22 protein-coding genes are annotated in these 22,600 nt (G+C 71.2%); 15 read left to right on the top strand and 7 right to left on the bottom strand.

The window, feature by feature from the left end; translation table 11 throughout:
- Positions 1–7: 7 nt before the first annotated feature.
- Positions 8–730 (bottom strand): hypothetical protein, encoded by a 723-nt coding sequence (locus tag OG306_RS09410; RefSeq protein ID WP_327350205.1) that lies wholly within the window; start codon positions 728–730, stop codon positions 8–10.
- Between the two features lie 499 nt (positions 731–1,229).
- Between OG306_RS09410 and dnaE the strand changes: the two genes are divergently transcribed.
- Entirely contained in the window at positions 1,230–4,769 is a 3,540-nt protein-coding gene (gene dnaE, locus OG306_RS09405; RefSeq protein ID WP_266745640.1) for a DNA polymerase III subunit alpha, read from the top strand.
- 99 nt (positions 4,770–4,868) lie between these two features.
- Here dnaE and OG306_RS09400 read toward each other — a convergent pair whose 3' ends face one another.
- Positions 4,869–5,048 carry a hypothetical protein gene (locus OG306_RS09400; protein WP_266745639.1) on the bottom strand — a complete coding sequence of 60 codons (180 nt, stop codon included), beginning with the start codon at positions 5,046–5,048 and terminating at the stop codon, positions 4,869–4,871.
- Positions 5,049–5,272: 224 nt separating this feature from the next.
- On the opposite strand from OG306_RS09400, the gene OG306_RS09395 reads away from it, so the two are divergent.
- The 4 genes from OG306_RS09395 (at position 5,273) to OG306_RS09380 (ending at position 9,438) form a co-directional block, all read left to right on the top strand.
- Positions 5,273–6,553: an NYN domain-containing protein gene (locus OG306_RS09395; RefSeq protein WP_327349937.1), complete on the top strand. Its 1,281-nt coding sequence runs from the start codon at positions 5,273–5,275 to the stop codon at positions 6,551–6,553.
- Positions 6,554–6,700: 147 nt separating this feature from the next.
- Positions 6,701–7,717, top strand: coding sequence for an ABC transporter ATP-binding protein (locus tag OG306_RS09390; protein WP_371665229.1), 1,017 nt, complete (start codon positions 6,701–6,703; stop codon positions 7,715–7,717).
- Positions 7,718–7,928: 211 nt separating this feature from the next.
- Positions 7,929–8,657, top strand: a complete 729-nt coding sequence (locus OG306_RS09385; protein ID WP_266907738.1) for an ABC transporter permease — start codon at positions 7,929–7,931, stop codon at positions 8,655–8,657.
- 34 nt (positions 8,658–8,691) lie between these two features.
- Positions 8,692–9,438: an ABC transporter permease gene (locus tag OG306_RS09380; protein ID WP_266745637.1), complete on the top strand. Its 747-nt coding sequence runs from the start codon at positions 8,692–8,694 to the stop codon at positions 9,436–9,438.
- Positions 9,439–9,657: 219 nt separating this feature from the next.
- Here the strand turns inward: OG306_RS09380 and ybaK are convergent, their stop codons facing one another.
- From ybaK to OG306_RS09360, 4 genes are all read right to left on the bottom strand, one after another.
- Complete coding sequence (gene ybaK, locus OG306_RS09375; RefSeq protein WP_266745636.1) at positions 9,658–10,161, bottom strand: Cys-tRNA(Pro) deacylase; 504 nt, start codon at positions 10,159–10,161, stop codon at positions 9,658–9,660.
- A 35-nt stretch (positions 10,162–10,196) separates the two neighbouring features.
- Positions 10,197–10,940 carry an LON peptidase substrate-binding domain-containing protein gene (locus tag OG306_RS09370; RefSeq protein ID WP_266745635.1) on the bottom strand — a complete coding sequence of 248 codons (744 nt, stop codon included), beginning with the start codon at positions 10,938–10,940 and terminating at the stop codon, positions 10,197–10,199.
- A gap of 5 nt (positions 10,941–10,945) precedes the next feature.
- Positions 10,946–11,971 carry a hypothetical protein gene (locus OG306_RS09365; RefSeq protein WP_371665228.1) on the bottom strand — a complete coding sequence of 342 codons (1,026 nt, stop codon included), beginning with the start codon at positions 11,969–11,971 and terminating at the stop codon, positions 10,946–10,948.
- A gap of 324 nt (positions 11,972–12,295) precedes the next feature.
- On the bottom strand, positions 12,296–13,897 hold the full coding sequence (locus OG306_RS09360; RefSeq protein ID WP_266745633.1) for an oxidoreductase: 1,602 nt from the start codon (positions 13,895–13,897) through the stop codon (positions 12,296–12,298).
- Positions 13,898–14,036: 139 nt separating this feature from the next.
- On the opposite strand from OG306_RS09360, the gene hisD reads away from it, so the two are divergent.
- From hisD to OG306_RS09310, 10 genes are all read left to right on the top strand, one after another.
- On the top strand, positions 14,037–15,359 hold the full coding sequence (gene hisD / locus OG306_RS09355; protein WP_266745632.1) for a histidinol dehydrogenase: 1,323 nt from the start codon (positions 14,037–14,039) through the stop codon (positions 15,357–15,359).
- Positions 15,356–16,489 carry a histidinol-phosphate transaminase gene (locus OG306_RS09350; protein ID WP_266906950.1) on the top strand — a complete coding sequence of 378 codons (1,134 nt, stop codon included), beginning with the start codon at positions 15,356–15,358 and terminating at the stop codon, positions 16,487–16,489. Before hisD ends, OG306_RS09350 begins: the two co-directional genes overlap by 4 nt.
- On the top strand, positions 16,486–17,088 hold the full coding sequence (hisB, locus tag OG306_RS09345; protein ID WP_266745630.1) for an imidazoleglycerol-phosphate dehydratase HisB: 603 nt from the start codon (positions 16,486–16,488) through the stop codon (positions 17,086–17,088). Before OG306_RS09350 ends, hisB begins: the two co-directional genes overlap by 4 nt.
- The gene (locus tag OG306_RS09340) at positions 17,085–17,252 is read left to right on the top strand and encodes a hypothetical protein (RefSeq protein ID WP_266745629.1); all 168 of its coding nucleotides are present in this window, start codon (positions 17,085–17,087) and stop codon (positions 17,250–17,252) included. The genes hisB and OG306_RS09340 overlap by 4 nt, the downstream gene beginning before the upstream one ends.
- Positions 17,253–17,316: 64 nt before the next feature.
- Positions 17,317–17,955, top strand: coding sequence for an imidazole glycerol phosphate synthase subunit HisH (gene hisH, locus OG306_RS09335; RefSeq protein WP_266752134.1), 639 nt, complete (start codon positions 17,317–17,319; stop codon positions 17,953–17,955).
- Positions 17,955–18,680, top strand: coding sequence for a bifunctional 1-(5-phosphoribosyl)-5-((5-phosphoribosylamino)methylideneamino)imidazole-4-carboxamide isomerase/phosphoribosylanthranilate isomerase PriA (gene priA / locus OG306_RS09330; RefSeq protein ID WP_266745628.1), 726 nt, complete (start codon positions 17,955–17,957; stop codon positions 18,678–18,680). The genes hisH and priA overlap by 1 nt, the downstream gene beginning before the upstream one ends.
- A complete protein-coding gene (locus tag OG306_RS09325; protein ID WP_266745627.1) occupies positions 18,677–19,075 on the top strand; it encodes a RidA family protein in 399 nt (132 codons plus the stop codon). The genes priA and OG306_RS09325 overlap by 4 nt, the downstream gene beginning before the upstream one ends.
- The gene (gene hisF / locus OG306_RS09320) at positions 19,072–19,827 is read left to right on the top strand and encodes an imidazole glycerol phosphate synthase subunit HisF (RefSeq protein ID WP_266745626.1); all 756 of its coding nucleotides are present in this window, start codon (positions 19,072–19,074) and stop codon (positions 19,825–19,827) included. Before OG306_RS09325 ends, hisF begins: the two co-directional genes overlap by 4 nt.
- A 173-nt stretch (positions 19,828–20,000) precedes the next feature.
- A complete protein-coding gene (locus tag OG306_RS09315; protein ID WP_037699041.1) occupies positions 20,001–20,588 on the top strand; it encodes an ArsR/SmtB family transcription factor in 588 nt (195 codons plus the stop codon).
- Positions 20,589–20,614: 26 nt separating this feature from the next.
- The gene (locus tag OG306_RS09310) at positions 20,615–21,862 is read left to right on the top strand and encodes an MFS transporter (protein ID WP_266906953.1); all 1,248 of its coding nucleotides are present in this window, start codon (positions 20,615–20,617) and stop codon (positions 21,860–21,862) included.
- A 52-nt stretch (positions 21,863–21,914) separates the two neighbouring features.
- Here OG306_RS09310 and OG306_RS09305 read toward each other — a convergent pair whose 3' ends face one another.
- Positions 21,915–22,547: a TIGR03085 family metal-binding protein gene (locus OG306_RS09305; protein ID WP_266745623.1), complete on the bottom strand. Its 633-nt coding sequence runs from the start codon at positions 22,545–22,547 to the stop codon at positions 21,915–21,917.
- Positions 22,548–22,600 lie beyond the last annotated feature (53 nt).

Raw genomic sequence — 22,600 nt, 5'->3', positions numbered from 1 at the left:
TGCGTGCTCAGGCGATGGCGCAGGCCGAGCGCGGCGGTCCCCTCCGTCCCACGGAGTGCACGAGCAGACGGGCGTGGACGAGCAGGTGCGGACCGTGTCCGGCGGGGCGCACCCTGCGGTGTACGGAGCGGCGGGCCGTACCCGCCACGGCGACCGCGGTCAGCAGCGGCCGGAACGCCAGGACGGCGGCCGCGCCCAGCAGGCCGACGAGCGCGGACTCGCCGCGCCGGAGCCAGGCCGCGGCGAGCAGCCCGACCGTCACATGGGCGGCCAGCAGCAGCCACGGCACCGCGGGGCCGGGGGAGGCCAGCAGCGCGGCCGCCGTATGTCCGGTGCCGGTCACCGAGGCGAGCGGGGTGCCGACATCGGCGGCTTGTGCCGCACCGGCGCCGAGGTCACCGCCGCCGCACAGCACATCGACACCGACCGAGCGCAGCGGCCCCGCTATCGGGCCGCCGGCCGCGCCGTAACAGAGGTGCTGGCCGGTGGTGAACACGGTGTCGGCGGCCAGTTCCAGCGGGACGAGCAGCCCTGCGATCGCCCCGAAGCCGCGCTCCCGGCCGGCCAGCGCGTACGCCACGGCGAAGACCAGGCCGGCCAGCAGGGCGACGACGGTCAGCGGCAGCGAGACCTGGGAGAGCAGTACATGGGACCCGGCCGAGAGCGTCACGACGAGCGCTGTGAAAAGCGCCGCGCGAACGACTCTGAGCTGCGTCCCGGATATGTCCATCGTTGAGGAGTGTCGCATGCGAACCTGTAAGGGACCCCTAAAGGGGCCCGGTTGCGTGCGTAGCACCAGCGAGTGGTCGCTCTCGGCGTCCGCCGCGGAGTGCATCGTCGCCGTCGCCCGGCCGAGGTCGGCGACGACCGCCCCGATCTCCTCCGGCTCGTCGATGCCGGACCAGTCCGGATCGACCGCGTACGGAGACACCTCGGCGACCAGCTGCCCGGCCCCGTCCAGTCGATGTGGGACGCCTGGAACGTGTGGTCTCCCGAGAAGCGCGGAAGTCACCTGGTCGGCTGCCAGGCCCGTGCCGCGGTCAACTCGCCGCCACGCCCACGTGCGAGGGTGGAGGCTGCTGACCGCTGCGTCTGTGATCTCGGCAACCTCACAGTTTTCGACGGTGCGCGGTCCGAGTGACAGGCCGCGGAGCATCGGTGTCGCGACGTAGACTTCCACGCTGTCCCCCCCCGTCCGTCATCGCCCGTTTTCCCGGAGGCACAGCGCCGTGACCAAGCCGCCCTTCACGCACCTTCACGTCCACACCCAGTACTCCCTGCTGGACGGTGCTGCGCGGCTCAAGGACATGTTCAACGCGTGCAATGAGATGGGCATGTCCCACATCGCGATGACCGACCACGGCAACCTGCACGGTGCCTACGACTTCTTCCATTCGGCGCAGAAGGCGGGCGTGACGCCGATCATCGGGATCGAGGCGTACGTCGCCCCGGAGTCGCGCAAGCACAAGCGGAAGATCCAGTGGGGCCAGCCGCACCAGAAGCGCGACGACGTCTCGGGTTCGGGTGGTTACACCCACAAGACGATCTGGGCGTCGAACGCGACGGGGCTGCACAACCTCTTCCGGCTCTCCTCGGACGCGTACGCCGAGGGCTGGCTGCAGAAGTGGCCGCGGATGGACAAGGAGACCATCGCCCAGTGGTCCGAGGGCCTGATCGCCTCCACCGGCTGCCCCTCGGGCGAGGTGCAGACCCGGCTGCGGCTCGGCCAGTTCGACGAGGCGGTCCAGGCGGCCTCCGACTACAAGGACATCTTCGGCGAGGGCAAGTACTTCCTGGAGCTGATGGACCACGGCATCGAGATCGAGCGCCGGGTCCGTGACGGGCTCCTCGAAATCGGCAAGAAGCTGAACATCCCGCCGCTGGTGACCAACGACTCGCACTACACCTACGCGCACGAGGCCACGGCCCACGACGCGCTGCTGTGCATCCAGACCGGCAAGAACCTCTCCGACCCGGACCGCTTCCGCTTCGACGGCACCGGCTACTACCTCAAGACCGCCGACGAGATGTACGCCGTCGACTCCTCGGACGCCTGGCAGGAGGGGTGCGCCAACACGCTGCTGGTCGCGCAGCAGATCGACACCAGCGGCATGTTCGAGAAGCGCGACCTGATGCCGAAGTTCGACATCCCGGACGGGTTCACGGAGATCACCTGGTTCCAGGAGGAGGTGCGGCGCGGGATGGAGCGCCGCTTCCCGGGCGGTGTCCCCGACGACCGGCAGAAGCAGGTCGAGTACGAGATGGACATCATCATCCAGATGGGGTTCCCGGGCTACTTCCTCGTCGTCGCCGACTTCATCATGTGGGCGAAGAACAACGGCATCGCGGTCGGCCCCGGCCGAGGCTCCGCGGCCGGTTCGATCGTCGCGTACGCGATGGGTATCACCGACCTCGACCCGATCGAGCACGGACTGATCTTCGAGCGGTTCCTCAACCCCGAGCGCGTCTCCATGCCCGATGTCGACATCGACTTCGACGAGCGCCGGCGTGTCGAAGTGATCAGGTACGTGACGGAGAAGTACGGCGCCGACAAGGTCGCCATGATCGGCACGTACGGCAAGATCAAGGCGAAGAACGCCATCAAGGACTCCGCCCGCGTCCTCGGCTACCCGTACGCGATGGGCGACCGGCTCACCAAGGCCATGCCCGCCGACGTCCTCGGCAAGGGCATCGACCTCAACGGCATCACCGACCCCAAGCACCCGCGCTACAACGAGGCGGGCGAGATCCGGGGGATGTACGAGAACGAGCCGGACGTGAAGAAGGTCATCGACACCGCGAAGGGCGTCGAGGGCCTGGTCCGGCAGATGGGCGTGCACGCCGCGGGCGTCATCATGTCCAGCGAGCCGATCGTCGACCACGCCCCGATCTGGGTGCGGCACACCGACGGTGTCACCATCACGCAGTGGGACTATCCGCAGTGCGAGTCGCTCGGCCTGCTGAAGATGGACTTCCTGGGCCTGCGCAACCTGACCATCATGGACGACGCCGTCAAGATGGTGGAGTCCAACAAGGGCGTCAAGCTGGACCTGCTCGGCCTCCCGCTGGACGACCCGAAGACGTACGACATGCTCTGCCGCGGTGACACGCTCGGCGTGTTCCAGTTCGACGGCGGGCCGATGCGTTCCCTGCTGCGCCAGATGCAGCCCGACAACTTCGAGGACATTTCCGCCGTCTCGGCCCTGTACCGGCCGGGCCCGATGGGCATGAACTCGCACACGAACTACGCCGAGCGCAAGAACGGCCGGCAGGACATCACCCCGATCCACCCGGAGCTGGAGGAGCCCCTCAAGGAGGTCCTCGGGCTCACCTACGGCCTGATCGTGTACCAGGAGCAGGTGCAGAAGGCCGCCCAGATCGTCGCCGGGTACTCGCTCGGCGAAGCCGACATCCTGCGTCGCGTGATGGGCAAGAAGAAGCCCGAGGAACTGGCGAAGAACTTCGTCCTCTTCGAGGCGGGGGCCAAGGAGAAGGGATTCTCCGACGCTGCGATCAAGGCCCTGTGGGACGTCCTGGTCCCGTTCGCCGGATACGCGTTCAACAAGGCGCACTCCTCCGCGTACGGTCTGGTCACCTACTGGACCGCGTACCTGAAGGCGAACTACCCCGCCGAGTACATGGCGGCGCTGCTGACCTCCGTCAAGGACGACAAGGACAAGTCGGCGGTCTATCTCAACGAGTGCCGCCGCATGGGCATCAAGGTGCTGCCGCCCAATGTGAACGAGTCGCTGTCGAACTTCGCGGCGCAGGGCGACGACGTGATCCTCTTCGGCCTGACGGCCGTCCGCAACGTGGGTCAGAACGTTGTCGACTCGATCATCCGGTGCCGCAAGGCGAAGGGGAAGTACGGCAGCTTCCCCGACTTCCTCGACAAGGTCGAGGCGGTCGTCTGCAACAAGCGCACCGTCGAATCGCTGATCAAGGCCGGCGCGTTCGACGAGATGGGCCACACCCGCAAGGGCCTGGTCGCCCACCACGAACCGATGATCGACAACGTGGTGCAGGTCAAGCGCAAGGAGGCCGAGGGACAGTTCGACCTCTTCGGCGGCATGGGCGAGGAGGAGACCGACGAGCCGGGCTTCGGGCTCGACGTGGAGTTCTCCGACATCGAGTGGGAGAAGTCCTACCTGCTGGCCCAGGAGCGCGAGATGCTCGGCCTGTACGTCTCCGACCACCCGCTCTTCGGCCTGGAACACGTCCTGTCCGACAAGGCCGACTCCTCGATCTCCCAGCTGACCGGCGGGGAGCACGCCGACGGCGCCATCGTCACTGTCGGCGGCATCATCTCCGGCCTCCAGCGCAAGATGACCAAGCAGGGCAACGCCTGGGCCATCGCCACCGTCGAGGACCTGGCCGGTTCCATCGAGTGCATGTTCTTCCCCGCCACCTATCAGCTGGTATCCACCCAGCTCGTCGAGGACACCGTCGTCTTCGTCAAGGGACGCCTCGACAAGCGCGAGGACGTGCCCCGGCTCGTCGCCATGGAGATGCAGGTCCCCGACATCTCGTCGGCCGGCACCAACGCCCCCGTGGTCCTGACCATCCCCACCGTCAAGATCACCCCGCCGATGGTCAGCCGCCTCGGCGAGGTCCTCAGCAACCACCGCGGCGACACCGAGGTACGGATCAAGCTCCAGGGCCCCCGCAAGACGACGGTGCTCAGGCTCGACCGGCACCGGGTGAAGCCCGACCCGGCGCTCTTCGGTGACCTGAAGGTGCTGCTCGGGCCGTCCTGCCTGGCCGGCTGAGCCGGACCACGACAACTGCGCACGAGAGGGGCGCTCCCGCTTTCGCGGGAGCGCCCCTCTCGGTCACCCGGCCTGCGGCCGGACCGAGACCGGCCCGCGTCAGTTGTGGCCGAAGCGACGCTGGTGCTTACGGGCGGCATCAGCAGGGCTGCCCTGGGCCTGCGACTGAGGCTGTATCTGCGACTCGTACGCGTTCGACTTGGTCTCTTCCGGACCGTGCTCCGGACCGGACGCGCGGGTCTGGCGGCTGCTCTGCTTGCGGTTCTTGTTCTTGGCCATGGTGTTCCTCCTGTGGGGACTCTCGGGGCCAGGACCGCGTTCAGATTCACATAACGGGATAGAGCGTGCATGTTGGATCAATACCGTGCGTAGTGAGGGGGTATCATGCGCCGTTTTCCCGATCCGCCACGCCGATGATCGAGTTCCGGCCGTCAACCCCTGCGCGGTCGGGCAGACTCGAAGGAAACCCTTGGCAGAGACCACACCCGAACTTCCGGAAGAGGGTGGAACGCGTGGACCGTTGCGTCGTCCTGGTGGACGCCGGCTACCTCCTGGGGGCGGCCGCGAGTCTGCTGGCCGGAGAGCCCGCCCGTTCCCGCATCACCGTCGACCACGCGGCCCTCATCCGGGGCCTGCGCGAGCTGGCCGAGGCCGATACACAGCAGCCGCTGCTGCGGATCTACTGGTTCGACGGCGCCCCCGACCGCGTACCGCAGCCCGAGCACCGCAGACTGCGGGTGATGCCCCGGGTGACCGTCCGGCTCGGTGCTCTGACCCGCAGTGACGGGCGCTGGGCGCAGAAGGGCGTCGACGCCGCGATGCACGCCGAGCTCACCGAACTGGCCAGGAACCGCGCCTGCTCCGACGTGGTATTGGTGACCGGCGACGGCGATCTGCTGCCCGGGCTGATGTCCGCCAAGGAACACGGCGTCGCCGTCCACCTGTGGGCCGTCCAGGCCGCCGACGGCGACTACAACCAGTCCGAGGACCTGGTCGCCGAGGCCGACGAACGAAGGGTGCTCGACCGGGTCTGGATCACCCAGGCCGTACGGGCCAAGGAGACCGGCGCGGGCTGCGCCCCGCCGCCCGCGCCCCGCCCGGAGATCGCCGCGATCCTCTCCGCACCGCTGCCCGAGGCGGCCCTCGCCGCCTCCGCCGAGCGGGCCTCGCAGGCCCAGGCGGCGGCCGACTCCAACGGCACCGTCCCCGCGCCGGCGGAGAACACGACCACCACCACCACCACCGACCGGCCCGGCCCCGGCGGAAGGGGCGTCCCCACCCCCAAGGACCTGGCGGGCAGCCTGCGCGGCCCCGGCACCCAGGCCGTCCAGCCCCCGCCCGCCAACGCGACCCTGCGCTGGTCCTCCGACAAGGGCTGGATGGACCGCGGCGGACTGGGCGAGCCCGCCGAAACGGCCTCCCTCCCGACACTGGCCCAGCTCACCAGCGCCGAGCAGCGCTGGGCGGACCGCGAGGAGGACATCACCACCGTCGGCGGCGACCCCTTCGAGGTGGGCCAGGTCTTCGCCCGCCGCTGGATGGAACGGCTGCCGGAGACCACCCACCTGCAGAAGCTGTCGACCATGTACCCGCGCATCCCGCACCGCATCGACGGCGAGCTCCTGCGGTACGCGGCACGGTTCGGCCTCCTCGCCCACAAGGACGACCAGATCGACGAGCACGACCGTTACGCGATCCGGGCGGGATTCTGGCGGGAGATCGACGTACGGGCCGCGGCCGAGCACACCCCCGTGACGGAGCGGACGGGCCCGTCCGCCGACTGACGCCATGTCGGGCCCGCGGGCGGGCAACCGACTGACGCCACGGCAGGCCCGCGGGCGGGGAACCCGGTCGGCGACCGCCCCGCCGGTGCCCGGCCGGCCCGGCCCCGGGCGCGATACGGGGCATCCGACCCCGTACTCTCGTACCTCGTGAGTACGGGCACAGCACAGGCGCAGACGGCGACCGGGACCGTGTACGCGGTGCGTGATCTGGTCAAGTCCTATCCCGCCGCCCGCGGCCGCCGCGGCGCGCCCGGCACCCCCGAGGTGCGCGCCACCGACGGGATCAGCCTGGAGGTGCGGCGCGGCGAGATCTTCGGACTCCTCGGCCCCAACGGCGCCGGAAAGTCCACCCTGGTACGGCAGCTCACCGGGCTGATGCGGCCCGACTCCGGCAGCGTCACCGTGCTGGGCCACGATCTCGTACGCCATCCCGAGCGGGCCGCCCGGCTGATCGGGTACCTCGGCCAGGAGTCCACCGCCCTCGACGAACTGACCGTGTCGCTCGCCGCCGAGACCACCGGACGGCTGCGCGGCCTGGCGGTACGGGACGCCCGCGCCGAGCGCGACGCCGTACTCGATGAACTCGGCCTCACCGAGATCGCGGCACGCCCCCTGAAGAAGCTCTCCGGCGGACAGCGGCGGCTCGCCTGCTTCGCCGCCGCGCTGGTCGGCGAGCGGCCGGTGCTGGTGCTGGACGAGCCGACGACCGGGATGGATCCCGTCGCGCGGCGCGCCGTCTGGACCGCCGTGGACCGGCGCCGGGCCGAACGCGGCGCGACGGTGCTGCTCGTCACCCACAACGTCATCGAGGCCGAGACGGTCCTCGACCGGGTCGCCGTGATCGAACGCGGCCGGGTCATCGCCTGCGACACGCCGACCGGCCTCAAGGAGCGGGTCGCGGGCGAGGTCCGGGTCGAGCTCGTGTGGCGGGAGCGGGCGCCGCTGGACGTACCCGAGGTGGCCGCGCTGCGCGCCTCGGCCCAGGAGTCCGGGCGGCGCTGGGTGCTGCGGCTGGGCCCCGACGAGGCACGGGCGGCGGTCGCTGCCGTGACCGGCGGCGCGGCCTTCGCGGCACTCGACGACTTCACGCTGGCGACTCCCAGCCTGGAGGACGTCTACCTCGCGCTCGGCGGGGACGCGACCAAAGGGCTGGTGAAGGCATGACCGGAGTGGGCGGGGCGGCCGGGACGAGTGGGGCGGCCGGGCGCGTGTGCGTGGCCCGGCAGGGAGCGAACAGGAGCAGCGCCAGGTGACGAGCATCGTTCCCGCGCAGGCGGTGACCGGACCTGCCCGGGCGGCCGAGGACGGCCGGGCAGGCCGCGAGGACGACGGCCACCACGGGGCGGCCCCCGCACCGCTCGCGCCGCGGGCCCGGCTGTTCCCCTCGCTCGCGGCCGTCTACCGCGCCCAGCTGTCCCGGGCCAGGGTCGCCCGTATCCCGCTGCTCTTCGTCGCGACCTTCCAGTCCGTCGGGATCATGGTGCTGATGCGCGGAGTCGTGGACGGCGGCTCCGAGGCGCGGGCCGTCGTCGCCGGATCCAGCGTCCTCGTGGTGGCCTTCGTCGCGCTCAACCTGCTCGCCCAGTACTTCGGGCAGTTGCGGGCCGGCGGCGGGCTCGACCACTACGCGACCCTGCCGGTGCCGCCCGCCGCCGTGGTGCTCGGCGCGGCGGGAGCGTACGCCTCGTTCACCGTTCCCGGCACGATCGTCACGGCCGTGGCGGGAAGTGTGCTGTTCGGGCTGCCGCTGACACATCTGTGGGTGCTCGTCGCCGTCATTCCGCTTTCCGGGGCGGCGCTCTCCGGGCTCGGCGCCGCGCTGGGGCTGCTCGCGCCCCGGCAGGAGCTGGCCACGCTGCTCGGGCAGCTGGGCATGTCGGCGGCGCTGCTGCTCGGCGTCCTGCCTGCCGACCGGCTGCCCGCGCCGATCGGCTGGGCCCGCGATCTGCTGCCCTCGACGTACGGGGTCGAGGCACTCTCGCGGTCCTTCGACGCCCACCCCGACTGGGTGGCCGTCGCGCTGGATCTCGCGGTCTGCGCCGTGGTCGGCGTCCTCTCGCTGGCCGCGGCCACCTGGGCGTACCGCAGGGCAGCGGTCCGGTGAGGCGCGGCACAGGGACGCCTGGCACGATGGCACGGTGACAGCACCTCTGACGCCGCCGCACCAGTCCTCGTCCAACGGCCCCTGGCAGACCCCGTCGAAATGGGGTGGTCCCGGTGGTCCCGGTGGCCCCGGCTCCGGGGGCCCGGTGGAGTCCCAGGGGGAGTACGACCGCCGGTCGGATCTGCGGCGGGCCGCTGTCGTCACCGTGCTCGTGACCCTCGGCGGCATCGGGCTCGGACTTCTGTGGGTGTGGCTGGCCCCGCGGGTTCCGCTGATCTCCGACGGCACGGCCGTCTTCCTCAGCGACAGCGAGGGCGAGGAGGCGATCGGCGCCGACGGTACGTTCGTGCTGCTCGCGCTGGCCTTCGGTGCGCTCTCCGCGGCGCTGGTCTTCTGGTTCCAGCGACGTGGCGGCATCGCCCTCGTGGTGGGGCTGGCGCTGGGCGGGCTGTTCGGTTCGCTGGTGGCCTGGCGGCTGGGGGTGTGGCTCGGACCGAGCCAGGACGTGGTCGCGCACGCGCGGGCGGTCGGCAGGGGCGTGGTCTTCGACGCGCCTCTTCGCCTGCGGGCGAAGGGGGCCGCGTTGCTGGTGTGGTCGATCGGGGCGATGGCGGTTCATCTCGGGCTGACCGCGTTGTTCGGGCCGCGGGACCCGGAGCCGGAGTGGGGGGCGTATCCGGGGTGGTCCACGGGTGGACCCGTGCCGGGGGCGGGGCCGGGGCCGGGAGTGGTGCCCGGTGGGTCGGGTGCGGGTGGGGGTGTGCCGCCCGCTGGGGTTTAGACGGTGTGGGGTGCGGGTGCCCTGGGGTGCGGGGTTTGTCCGCTGCGCGGGGCTGTCCCCTACCCGCCCCTTCCCGAAACCGGGGGGCTCTGTCCCCGGACCCCCGGTCCTCAAACGCCGGACGGGCTGGGTATGCCGGGTGGGCACTGGGGTGTGCCGGGTAGGCACTGGGGTGTGCCGGGTGGGCACTGGGGTGTGCCGGGCGGGCTGTGATGTCGTCTAACTCCGGCCGATCTCCGCAAACACCGCCCCCGTCAGCGACGCCAGGTCCGCAGGGGACAGTTCGACCTCCAGGCCGCGGCGGCCCGCTGAGACGCAGATGGTCTCGTGGGACCGTGCCGACGCGTCCAGCACCGTACGCAGCCGCTTCCGCTGTCCCAGGGGGGAGATGCCGCCCCGTACGTAGCCGGTGGTGCGTTCCGCCGCTGTGGGATCGGCCATGGTGGCCCGTTTGCCGCCGATCGCGGAGGCCAGCGCCTTGAGGTCGAGGGTGCCGGCCACCGGGACGACGGCCACGGTGAGGGTGCCGTCCACCTCCGCGACCAGGGTCTTGAAGACCCGGTCGGGGGAGACGCCCAGGGCCTCGGCCGCCTCCTCGCCGTAGGAGGCCGACGCCGGGTCGTGGTCGTAGGAGTGGACGGTGAACGCCGTGCCGGCCGCGGTCAGCGCGACCGTCGCCGGGGTGCCGCCGGGCTGTTGCTGCTTCTTCGGCTTCTTCGCCACGGAGGGGGTCCTCGGGTCGGTCGGCTGTCGGTCGGTCAGTTGGGGTGGATGGGGGGACGCGTCAGGTCGGCCGCGGGCAGGGACGGCAGATGCCGGATGACGGCGGTCTCGGAACGCAGCAGCGTCAGTTCCTCGCGCAGCCGGGTCGCGGTGTCGGGTGCCTGGAGCAGCCGCTGCTTCGACGGGATGTCGAGTACGGCGGCCGCCGCGACCAGGTACGAGACGACGGAGGGGTCGTCGGGCAGGTTCGCGCCCGTCGTCAGGGACCGTTCGCTCGCCCCGGCCAGCCGCTTCTGGTAGCTGCGGAAGGCCCGCAGGACGCCCTCGGCGAGTGCGCCCGCCTCCTCACCGGGTTCCTCGTCCAGCTCGTCGAGTTCGGCTGTCAGATACGGGCCGCTCGCGTCCACGGAGAGCAGCTTGGCGCGGGTGGTGCCGGTCGCGAGGACCTCGAAGCTGCCGTCCGGCCGTTCCCGGATCTTCGCCGCGTCGGCAATGCAGCCGACCCGGTGGAAGGTCTGGATCGGGTCGGGGCCGAAGCCGTCCGCGGGGCCGCGCTCGACGGAGGTGCTCGTCGGATCCGGCATCCCGGCGGCCGTCGGGGCGATCTCGTGGCCGTCGCGGATCGCGACCACGGCGAAGCGGCGGGGCTCGTCGGCGTCGGTCTTCAGCAGCTCGCGCATCATGGCGCGATAACGCTCTTCGAAGACGTTGAGCGGCAGCACGAGGCCGGGGAACAGCACCGCGTTCAGCGGGAACAGAGGCAGGCGAGCGGTGGTCACAACGGTCAAGCGTAATGGCCGCGGGGCCGGCCCCGGTCGGCCCGGCCCGGCAAATTGGTCACACAGGCCACCCGGAGCCCCGCGTCGTTCTTCGCGTCGAGGAACCGGCCGAGCGGATCGTCGGAGACCGACGACCACGGGAACGACGTCGCGTGGGGCCCGATCCGCCGGAACTGTTCCAGCGCCTCTCCCCAGCGGCCCCGGGCGACCAGCACGAACGCCAGCAGGTTGCGGACCTCGGCGGGCCAGGGGTCGCCGGGTGCGAACGAGCCGGACAGTGCGATCGCCAGATCCGCCGCCGCGTCGATCCGTTCCTCCTGCACCGACGTGGTACGGGCGTGCGGCCTCTCGATCAGCAGGGCGAAGGCGGCCCGCAGCGGCAGCGCCTGCACCAGGGAGCCGGGCAGCGAGTCCTCGGCGGCCCGCTCGGCGAAGTCGAAGCATTCGCGGTGCGAGCCGTACCAGGCGGCGGAGAGGTAGCGCAGCGCCGCGACATGGCAGCCGTAGTGGTGCGAGGAGCGCCGGACGGCCTGCTCCCACAACGCCTCGAAGGTGGTGTGCGTGGCCTGGGTGCCGCGCGCGTGGTCGAGCGCAAGCCGCCAGGGCACCGGGTCGCGCGGATCGCTCTCGGCCGCCGCGGTGATCAGCGGCCCCACCTCGCGCAGTTGCTCGGCCCGGACGGGCGACTCCCAGGCCCGGCGGACCGCCAGCTCCGCCTTGACGAGCAGCGCGTCCGGGTCGTGCGGCGCGGCGGCGAGCCAGTCGGTCAGCCAGCCGTCGCGGTTGCGGGCGAACGTGACGAGCCGGCCGAGGTAGCGGTCCCGGTTCTCCCACTCGGCGCCGTCCCGGGTGATGGCGAGGAGTTTCGCGGCCGGTTCGTACTCCCCGGCGGCGGCGGCGACGAGCGCCGGGGAGAGCCGCTCGTCGGGGGCGTCGAGCAGCACCACGTCGTCCGCGGGCAGTCCGGCGGACCCCTGCGGGGAGCGCCGGATCGTGCGCGCGGTACGGAGCAGAGCGCGAAGGAATGGCATGGTGCAGACCATTGAAAAGCGCTGGTGGGGGCGGCGCCAGAGGGGCACTGTGAAGCTTTGGTGCCGAGTGAATGGGTTGTATCGGGCTTGGTCAATAAGAGGTAAAGGAAAGCCGGGAATCTGGCTTGTTCCTGTTGATCCGGCGAGACGTTTCCGGTACTGCGACCGTGGCTCGGCCGATCGTTCGACCGCGGCCTCCGCCGTGACCTTTGCCGTGAAGGCCACGGCGGAGGCCGCCGTGAAGGCCGCAGCCCGGGCAACCGCGACGGCCGCCCCGCGACGGGCCTCGGAGGGGTACGGCGATCGAGGCGTGGCCGGATCCGGTCAGCCCCGGCGCAGCAGCCGTGACGCGCCGGCCGCGACCGTCGTGGCCAGTATCCAGCCGAGCAGGATGAGCGCGGCCGACCCCCACTGCCAGCAGCCCTCCATCCGCCAGTAGCCGTCCTGGCCGAGATTGATCACCGGCACCAGCAGGTCCAGGGCGTACAGCGGCGCGTTCCATGCCGGGTGCTCGTCCTGCTTGATCGCCGCCGGGACGTGCTGGGAGAAGGCCAGCGCGCCCGCCGCCCACAGCACCGCCATCCACACCGCGGCCCGCCCCGGCCGGTAGCCGTACGCCACCGTCCAGTCCTGGAGGAAGCCCCAGAGCTTCGCGGCGGGCGGCAGCGTCTCGCGGCGCCGCCGCTGCTTGGCCAGCAGCACCTCGCGGGCGTCCGCGTCCTCCCCGCAGTTGCGCAGCACCGTGGCGAGGCGTTCGTACGGCTCCGGTACGTACTCCGGGGTCGCCGCCGCCACCCACTCCAGGCGCCGGGAGAGCGGGAAGTGCCCGTACGGCACGAGGTTCTCGTACACGAAACCGCCCATCGCCAGACCGCCGGGACCCGGCCAGCTGGTCGACACATCGATGAGCGTGACGACCCTCGCGCCGTTCAGCACGACCCGGCCCTCCTCCGGCCGCTCCGCGTTGAACCGCAGCTCCGGGGCGACGATCCGGCGCAGCGACAGTTCCTCGTGCCGGGCCAGTACGAACCGTGCCTTGTGCAGATCGACCGCGTCGCCGAAGCGCCCGTCGTCCAGGCGCACCCCGCCGCGGCACTCGAAGATCTGCGAACGCGACCCGCGCGCCGGGGTCGGGGCCATGGCGATGCCGTACGGGGGAGTGGTGCCCTGGTTCCCCGTGTCGATGCTGACCCACGCCTCGCTCATGTACAGCGTCCGCTCCACCGTCAGCTGCGGGGCGTTCAGCGCGCGCCGGCCCTCCCTGCCCCGCAGCCGGCTGCCGCGCAGGCTCAGCGAACCGCCCACCTTCGCCCCGCGCAGGCTCAGCTCGCCGCGCACCTCGATCAGCTCCGCCTGGAGGTCCTGGGCGACCGCCAGCCCGTCGGCCGCCAGGGCGCGCCCGCCCCGGTCCGGCCCGATCTCGATCTGGTTGATGAGCAGATCGGTGCCGATCTGGGCGTCGGTGAGCCGGATCCCGCGCCGGACACGGCAGCGCGGCAGATGCAGATCGCCCTCGGTGCGCAGCCGGGCCGCCTCCAGCCGCGGCATCGCACAGCCGACGATCCGCAACGTCGTGAAATGGCATTCGGGCAGCACCACCTCGTTCTCGAAGCGGCAGCCGGTCAGCTCGACGTACGGCGCGACGCGCCCGCCCGCGAGATCGAGTGTCCCGGTGATCCGTACGCCCCGGAGCTTCAACGCCGCGACCCGGCCGGGCCGCGGCGCCGGCCCGGACAGCAGCAGCCGGGCGACGACGCGCCCGTCCACACTGCGCTCCGGGCCCCAGGGGCGCGGCGCGAACGGATCGTCGCGCGCGGGGTCGCGGGCGCGCAGATCGTAGGTGCTGCCGTTCCGGAAGGCCTGCCACATGCCCAGCTCGGCCGCGCTGAGACCGTCCGGAAAATCGCCGTCGTGCGGTTCGGTCACGGGGTGCCCCTTCCGCTCGGAGCTGTTCTTCCCGCTGGGTGACGACGTGAACGCTATTGGTCAGCAGTGACACCCGGGAGATGTATCAGCCAGTGATACGGGCGAACGGACGCCGCGGGCGGTCTGCGAGAATTGCGGTGTGATCTCTCGAATCGATCTGCGCGGCGATGTCCTCCCCGAGGGTGGAGCCCTGCGCGACCTGCTGCCCCGTGCCGAGTTCGACGTGGAAGCCGCCCTGGAGACGGTGCGGCCCATCTGCGAGGACGTACGCCATCGTGGCTCGGCGGCAGTGATCGAGTGGGGGGAGAAGTTCGACGGCGTACGGATCGACTCGATCCGCGTTCCGGCTGCGGCGATCGCCGCAGCGCTGGAGGGGCTCGACCCCGCCGTACGGGCCGCGCTGGAGGAGTCGATCCGCCGCGCCCGCCTCGTCCACCGCGAGCAGCGCCGCACCACGCACACCACCCAGGTCGTCCCCGGCGGCACCGTCACCGAGAAGTGGGTGCCGGTCGAGCGCGTCGGGCTGTACGTACCGGGCGGGCGCTCCGTCTACCCGTCGTCCGTCGTCATGAACGTCGTACCGGCCCAGGAGGCGGGCGTCGAAGGCATCGCCGTCGCGTCCCCGCCGCAGAAGGCCTTCGGCGGCCTGCCGCACCCCACCATCCTCGCCGCCAGCGCCCTGCTCGGCGTCGACGAGGTGTACGCGGCGGGCGGCGCCCAGGCCGTCGCGATGTTCGCGTACGGAACGGCCGACTGTCTTCCGGTGAACCTCGTCACCGGCCCCGGCAACATCTACGTCGCCGCCGCCAAGCGCCTCCTCAAGGGCCGGATCGGCATCGACGCCGAGGCGGGCCCCACCGAGATCGCGATCCTCGCCGACTCCACCGCCGACCCGGTGCACGTCGCCGCCGACCTGATCAGCCAGGCCGAGCACGACCCGATGGCCGCCGCCGTCCTCGTCACCGACTCCGAGGAGCTGGCCGCCGCCACCGAGGCCGAGCTGAAGCCGCAGGTCGCCGCGACCAAGCACGTCACCGACCGGATCGAGCCCGCGCTGGCCGGCCGCCAGTCCGCGATCGTCCTGGTCAACGACCTGGCGGACGGCCTCAAGGTCGTCGACGCGTACGCCGCCGAGCACCTGGAGATCCAGACCGCCGACGCCGCCGCCGTCGCCGACCGGGTCCGCAACGCCGGAGCGATTTTCGTCGGCCCGTGGGCCCCGGTCTCACTCGGCGACTACTGCGCCGGCTCCAACCACGTCCTGCCCACCGGCGGCTGCGCCTGCCACTCCTCGGGGCTCTCGGTGCAGTCCTTCCTGCGCGGCATCCACATCGTCGACTACACCCGCGACGCGCTCGCCGAGGTCACCCACCACGTCGTGACCCTCGCCGAGGCGGAGGACCTCCCCGCCCACGGCGCCGCGCTCAAGGCCAGGTTCGGCGGAGAGGTTCCACAGCAGTGACGCACAGCAACACCCCTCGCACGACCACGCGCATCGACGACCTTCCGGTCCGGGACGAGCTGCGCGGAAAGTCCCCGTACGGGGCTCCGCAGCTCGACGTACCCGTGCGGCTGAACACCAACGAGAACCCGTACCCGCTGCCCGAGGCGCTCGTCGACCGGATCGCCGAGCGCGTCCGCGAGGCCGCCCGCGACCTCAACCGCTACCCCGACCGGGACGCCGTCGAACTCCGTACGGAACTGGCCCGCTACCTCAGCCGCACCGCCGGCCACGAGGTCGCCCTCGCCAACGTCTGGGCCGCCAACGGCTCCAACGAGGTGCTCCAGCAGCTGCTCCAGACCTTCGGCGGCCCGGGACGTACCGCGATCGGCTTCGAGCCCTCGTACTCCATGCACGCCCTCATCGCCCGCTCCACCGGCACCGGCTGGATCTCCGGACCGCGCAACGAGGACTTCACCATCGATGTCGACGCGGCCCGGAAGGTCATCGCCGAGCACCACCCCGACGTCGTCTTCATCACCTCGCCCAACAATCCCACCGGCACCGCCGTCGACGCCGACACCGTCCTCGCGCTGTACGAGGCGGCCCAGGCGGCCAAGCCGTCGATGGTCGTCGTCGACGAGGCGTACGGCGAATTCAGCCACCACGCGTCGCTGCTCCCGCTGATCGAGGGCCGGCCGAACCTGGTGCTCTCGCGCACCATGTCGAAGGCGTTCGGCGCCGCCGGGCTGCGCCTGGGCTACCTCGCCGCCGACCCCGCCGTCGTCGACGCGGTCCAGCTGGTGCGGCTGCCGTACCACCTGTCCTCCATCACCCAGGCCACCGCGCTCGCCGCCCTGGAGCACACCGATACGCTGCTCGGATACGTCGCCCAGCTCAAGAGCGAGCGCGACCGGATCGTCACGGAGCTGCGCGCGCTCGGCTACGACGTCACCGACTCGGACGCCAACTTCGTCCAGTTCGGCCGCTTCGCCGACAGCCACACCGCCTGGCAGCGGATCCTCGACCGGGGTGTCCTGGTCCGGGACAACGGCGTACCGGGATGGCTGCGGGTCTCCGCAGGCACCCCGGCAGAGAACAACGCGTTCCTCGATGCGGTACGCGAACTGAAGAAGGAGCACGACGCATGACTCGCGCGGCCCGCGTAGGAAGAGTCGAACGCACCACCAAGGAGACCTCGGTCCTCGTCGAGATAAACCTCGACGGCAGCGGCAAGGTCGATGTGTCGACCGGGGTCGGGTTCTACGACCACATGCTCGACCAGCTCGGTCGGCACGGGCTCTTCGACCTCACGGTCAAGACCGACGGCGACCTGCACATCGACTCGCACCACACCATCGAGGACACCGCCCTCGCGCTCGGCGCCGCGTTCAAGCAGGCACTCGGCGACAAGGTCGGCATCTACCGCTTCGGCAACTGCACCGTCCCGCTGGACGAGTCGCTGGCCCAGGTCACCGTCGACCTGTCCGGCCGCCCGTACCTGGTGCACACCGAGCCCGACAACATGGCGCCCATGATCGGCGCGTACGACACGACGATGACCCGGCACATCCTGGAGTCCTTCGTCGCCCAGGCGCAGATCGCCCTGCACGTCCACGTGCCGTACGGGCGCAACGCCCACCACATCGTGGAGTGCCAGTTCAAGGCGCTCGCCCGTGCCCTGCGCTACGCCAGCGAGCACGACACGCGCGCTGCCGGAATACTTCCCTCCACGAAGGGCGCGCTGTGACCGGCCTCAACACCATCCTGATCCTGGTCGGCCTGTTCCTGGCCGGCGGGGTCTACTCCTTCTCGAAGCAGAAGATGCCCAAGGGAGTCATCGTCCTGCTCGGGCTCGCTTCCGCGATGTGCCTGGTCGCGGGCGTCATGCGGATCCAGGGACTCTGGGACTGAGGTAGGACTTGTGAGCGACCAGAAGAGCGATCAGAACAACGACCGGACGAAGAACGGCCGGACGATCGGCAAGAAGAAGGTCGTCGTCTTCGACTACGGCTTCGGCAACGTCCGCTCCGCCGAGCGGGCCCTTGCCCACGTCGGCGCGGACGTCGAGATCACCCGCGACTACGAGAAGGCGATGAACGCCGACGGGCTGCTGGTGCCCGGCGTCGGCGCGTTCTCGGCCTGCATGGACGGGCTGAAGAAGGCCCGCGGCGAATGGATCATCGGCCGCAGGCTCTCCGGCGGCCGCCCCGTCATGGGCATCTGCGTCGGTATGCAGATCCTCTTCGAGCGCGGCATCGAGCACGGCGTGGAGACGGAGGGGCTGGACGAATGGCCCGGTACCGTCGCCCCGCTGAAGGCCCCGATCGTCCCGCACATGGGCTGGAACACCGTGCAGTCCCCCGAGGACTCCCAGCTCTTCGCAGGTCTCGACCCCGAGGCCCGGTTCTACTTCGTGCACTCCTACGCCGTGCACGACTGGAGCCTGGAGGTCACCAACGCCAAGATCCGCGCGCCCCGGGTCACCTGGGCCACCCACGGTGAGCCGTTCGTCGCGGCCGTGGAGAACGGCGCCCTGTGGGCCACCCAGTTCCACCCCGAGAAGTCCGGCGATGCCGGCGCCCAGCTGCTGACCAACTGGATTGAGACGCTGTAATGCCGAAGCTTGAACTCCTCCCCGCCGTCGACGTCCGCGACGGCCAGGCCGTCCGCCTCGTCCACGGCGAGTCCGGCTCCGAGACCTCCTACGGCGACCCGCTGCAGGCCGCTCTCACCTGGCAGCAGGCGGGCGCCGAATGGCTGCATCTCGTCGACCTGGACGCCGCGTTCGGCACCGGTGACAACCGGGCGCAGATCGCCGAGGTCGCCCGCTCCATGGACATCAAGGTCGAGCTGTCCGGCGGCATCCGCGACGACGCCTCGCTGGCCGCCGCCCTCGCCACCGGCTGCACCCGGGTCAACCTCGGCACCGCCGCCCTGGAGACCCCGGAGTGGGTCGCCAAGATCATCGCCGAGCACGGTGACAAGATCGCCGTCGGCCTCGACGTCCGCGGCACGACGCTGCGCGGCCGCGGCTGGACCCGCGACGGCGGCGACCTCTACGAGACGCTCGCGCGCCTCGACTCCGAGGGCTGCGCCCGTTACGTCGTCACCGACATCGCCAAGGACGGCACGCTCCAGGGCCCCAACCTGGAGCTCCTGAAGAACGTCTGCGCCGCCACCGACAAGCCCGTCGTCGCCTCGGGCGGCGTCTCCTCGCTGGACGACCTGCGGGCCATCGCCTCGCTCGTCCCGGCGGGCGTCGAGGGCGCGATCGTCGGCAAGGCGCTGTACGCGAAGGCGTTCACCCTCGAAGAAGCGCTGCAGGTGGTCTCCGGATGACCGATTCCGTCAACCGCATCTCCTCGGGCGCCCCCTGGGAGGAGAAGTTCGGCTACTCCCGCGCGGTCGAGCTGCCGAACGGCCTTGTCCTGGTGGCGGGTTGCACGTCGGTGGAGAACGGGCAGATCTCCGCGGGCGGCCCGTACGAGCAGACCGTCACCTCCTTCAAGGTCGCCTTCGACGCGCTGAAGCAGCTCGGTCTGGGCCGTGAGGACGTCGTCCGCACCCGGATGTACGTCACGCACGCCCGGGACGTGGACGAGGTCGGCCGCGCCCACAAGGAACTCTTCGACGATGTCCGCCCCGCGGCGTCGATGATCATCGTGTCCGGTTTCGTGGACCCGAGCCTGGTCGTCGAGGTCGAGGTCGAGGCCTACCGGGCAGGTGCGCAATGACTCTCGCGGTACGCGTCATCCCGTGCCTGGACGTCGACAAGGGCCGGGTCGTCAAGGGCGTCAACTTCCAGAACCTGCGTGACGCGGGCGACCCCGTCGAGATGGCGAAGCTGTACGACGCCGAGGGCGCCGACGAGCTGACGTTCCTGGACATCACCGCGTCCAGCGGCGACCGGGAGACCACCTACGACGTGGTGCGCCGCACCGCCGAGCAGGTCTTCATCCCGCTCACCGTCGGCGGCGGCGTCCGCACCGCCGACGACGTCGACAAGCTGCTGCGAGCCGGCGCGGACAAGGTCGGCGTCAACACCGCGGCCATCGCCCGCCCCGACCTCATCCGGGAGATCGCCGAGCGCTTCGGCCGCCAGGTCCTGGTGCTCTCCGTGGACGCCCGGCGCACCCCCGCGGGCACCTTCGAGGTCACCACGCACGGCGGCCGCAAGGGCACCGGCATCGACGCCGTCGAATGGGCGCACCGGGCCGCCGAGCTGGGCGCGGGCGAGATCCTGCTCAACTCCATGGACGCCGACGGCACCAAGGACGGCTACGACACCGAGATGATCGCGGCGGTCCGGCAGCACGTGACCGTCCCCGTCATCGCCTCCGGCGGCGCGGGCCGGCTCGCGGACTTCGCGCCGGCCATCGCGGCGGGAGCCGACGCGGTGCTCGCCGCGTCCGTCTTCCACTTCGGCGATCTGCGGATCTCCGAGGTCAAGGACGCTCTCAGGGAGGCCGGACACCCGGTCCGCTGACCCGCGCGTACGCATCGATCGCCGGACGGAGCCGATTTTTCGGCCCCGTCCGGCGATCGCCGTTCCACAAGCCGTCTCCCCTCCGACCGGAGCAGCACCGCCACCGGAATCCCGCAATATTTATTGTGCAATAAAGATTGCGCAAGTTTTCTTTCCTATCTACGGTGAGGGGCATGGCAAGCAAGGAAACGCGCCGGATCTCGGATCTGGAGACCCTGAAGGCATTCGCGCACCCCCTGCGGATGAAGCTGTACCGGCTGCTCTACATCTCCCGTCAGGCCACCGCCTCCCAGCTCGCCGAGCAGGTCGACGAGGCGGTCTCGCTGGTCAGCTACCACCTGCGCAAACTCGCCGACCACGGTCTGATCGAGGAGGCCGAGCAGCAGGGCGCGGACGGCCGGGAGCGCTGGTGGCAGCCCGCCTCGAAGGGTTTGAGCTTCCGCGACGAGGACTTCAGCGACGCGCCCGAGAAGGTCGCCGCGCACACCGCTGTCGGCCGGCTCTCCTTCGCGCAGCGCAACGAGCTGTACCTCCGCCACCTCGACTCGGCCCAGAGCTGGTCACCGGAGTGGCGCAGCGCCTCCTCCGGCTCCGAGTACCTGGCCCGGCTCACCGCGGACGAACTCGCCGCGCTCAGCCGCGAGGTGCACGAGCTGATCGACCGGTACGAAGAGCTCGGACGTGCCCGCGACGAGGCGGGCGATACGGAGGGGCGCGAGAACGTTGCCATGCACCTGTACGCATTCCCGTTCCGCACCTGAGCCGGCGCCCCGAGAGGACGACCCTCATGACCGTCGCCGTCACGGCCACGAAAACTCCCGAACGCCCCGCCCACCGCGACGGCAACGTCCTGCGCTGGCTCGGTGCCTACGCCGCTTCGATGATCGGCGACAGCGTCTACTTCATGGCACTCGCCTGGGCCGCCGCCCGCACCGGCAGCGCCACCCAGACCGGACTCGTCCTCGCCGTCGGCTCCATGCCCAGGGCCTTATTGATGCTCGGCGGGGGAGTACTCGCCGACCGGATCGGACCGCGCCGCGTCGTCATCGGCAGTGACGCCGCCCGCTGCCTGGTCGTCCTGGGCCTGGCGGGGGCGCTGCTGGTCACCTCGCCCGCCGTGTGGATGCTGATCGCCGTCGCGCTCGTCTTCGGCGCGGTCGACGCCCTCTTCCTGCCCGCCGTGGGCGCCCTGCCACCCCGGATCACCGCCGCCGGACAGCTGGCCCGCGTCCAGGGGCTGCGCGGACTCGCCTCCCGTGCCGCCAACGTCGTCGGAGCGCCGCTCGGTGGTGTCGCGGTGGCTGTCGGCGGCCCGAGGCTCGCGTTCGCCGCGGCCGGGCTGCTCTTCGCCGTATCACTGCCGCTGCTCCTGTCCCTGCGGATCAGCCCACTGCCCGCCCAGCAGGAGAGCGCCGAACCGTCCGGCAACGCCTGGCGCGAACTGGCCGACGGGCTGCGGCACATCCGCCGCCACCCGGTGCTCGGACCGCTGATGCTTGCCGTCGCCCTCAGCGAACTGGGCTTCGCCGGACCGCTCAACCTCGGACTGATCCTGCTCGCCCGCGAGCGCGACTGGGGCGCCTCCGGGATGGGCTGGATCGTCGCCGCGTTCGGGATCGGCGCCGGTGCGTCGGCCCTGGTGCTCGCCGTGCGGGGCCGGGTGCCGCGAGCCGGGCTCGTGATGTGCCTGACGGTGCTGATCGGCGCTGTCGCCATAGGAGCCCTGGCGTACGTCCCCTCGGTGGGCCTCGCCGCCGTCGTCGCCGTCTGCATCGGTCTCTTCGCCGGCCTCGGCGGCTCCTTGTGCGGCGCCCTGATGCAGACCGTCACCGACCCCGCCTACCTGGGGCGGGTCACCTCGGTCTCGACGCTCTTCACCCACGCGATCGCCCCGCTCAGCTTCCCGGTCACGGGAGTCGCCGTCGCGGCCTGGGGTACGGGCCCGGTCTTCGTCGCCGGTGCCGCGGTGGCCGCGACGGGGGCGACGGCCGCGCCGGCCTTCACCCGGCTGCGCCGCGCTGAACTCCCACGCTGACCCGGACCCGTACGCCCTGGTGCCTGTCCGACCCCGATCCGCCGGACAGGCACTACATCCCCAGCTCCGCCGTGTGCAGCCGGGCCACCGCCTCCTGGTCGCCCTCCAGCTCCACCGTCGCCGCGTCCTGCCGGCCGAACACGAAGAGCAGCAGCTCGCCCGGCTCGCCGGTGACCGTCACCACCGGGGTGCCCTTGTGGGCCACCGCCGTCTGGCCGTCGGGGCGGCGCAGCACCAGCCCCACCGGGGACTTGCGGCCCAGCAGCCGGGCCGTCCGCTCGGCGCGTGACCAGAGCACATCGGCGAAGACCGGGTCCAGCTCCCGCCGCGACCAGTCCGGCTGGGCCCGGCGCACATCCTCCGTGTGGATGTAGAACTCGACGGTGTTGGCGACCTCGTCGATCTGTTTCAGGCCGAACGGGGACATCCGTGGCGGCCCGGTGCGGATCAGCTGGATCAGTTCCTCGTACGGTTTCGCCGTGTACTCCTCCTGCACCCGTTCGAGGCGGTTTCTCAGCAGTCCCAGCACCATCCCGCCCGCCGCATCCGGCCGGCGCTCCCGGACCACCACATGGGCGGCCAGGTCCCGGGTCGTCCAGCCGTGGCACAGGGTCGGGGCTTCTGGTCCCGCCGCCTCCAACAGGTCGGCGAGCAGAAGTCGTTCACGCTTCGCATGGGTCGACATGGTCGCCAGCGTACGACCGTCGCGCGCGGTCCGCCCAGTGGACGGGAGCCCGG

It is taken from the genome of Streptomyces sp. NBC_01241, assembly GCF_041435435.1.
In the GTDB taxonomy this organism is placed as follows: domain Bacteria; phylum Actinomycetota; class Actinomycetes; order Streptomycetales; family Streptomycetaceae; genus Streptomyces.
The sequence above is the reverse complement of the archived record's forward strand: the minus strand, read 5'-3'. Positions and strand labels throughout refer to the sequence as shown.

Bases quoted from the DNA above. Each gene is read 5' to 3' on its own strand.
- OG306_RS09410 (WP_327350205.1), bottom strand. From the start codon at position 730: ATGGACATATCCGGGACGCAGCTCAGAGTCGTTCGCGCGGCGCTTTTC.
- OG306_RS09400 (WP_266745639.1), bottom strand. From the start codon at position 5,048: ATGGCCAAGAACAAGAACCGCAAGCAGAGCAGCCGCCAGACCCGCGCG.
- OG306_RS09365 (WP_371665228.1), bottom strand. From the start codon at position 11,971: ATGCCATTCCTTCGCGCTCTGCTCCGTACCGCGCGCACGATCCGGCGC.
- hisB (WP_266745630.1), top strand. From the start codon at position 16,486: ATGACTCGCGCGGCCCGCGTAGGAAGAGTCGAACGCACCACCAAGGAG.
- priA (WP_266745628.1), top strand. From the start codon at position 17,955: ATGCCGAAGCTTGAACTCCTCCCCGCCGTCGACGTCCGCGACGGCCAG.
- OG306_RS09325 (WP_266745627.1), top strand. From the start codon at position 18,677: ATGACCGATTCCGTCAACCGCATCTCCTCGGGCGCCCCCTGGGAGGAG.
- hisF (WP_266745626.1), top strand. From the start codon at position 19,072: ATGACTCTCGCGGTACGCGTCATCCCGTGCCTGGACGTCGACAAGGGC.
- OG306_RS09315 (WP_037699041.1), top strand. From the start codon at position 20,001: ATGGCAAGCAAGGAAACGCGCCGGATCTCGGATCTGGAGACCCTGAAG.
- OG306_RS09310 (WP_266906953.1), top strand. From the start codon at position 20,615: ATGACCGTCGCCGTCACGGCCACGAAAACTCCCGAACGCCCCGCCCAC.
- OG306_RS09305 (WP_266745623.1), bottom strand. From the start codon at position 22,547: ATGTCGACCCATGCGAAGCGTGAACGACTTCTGCTCGCCGACCTGTTG.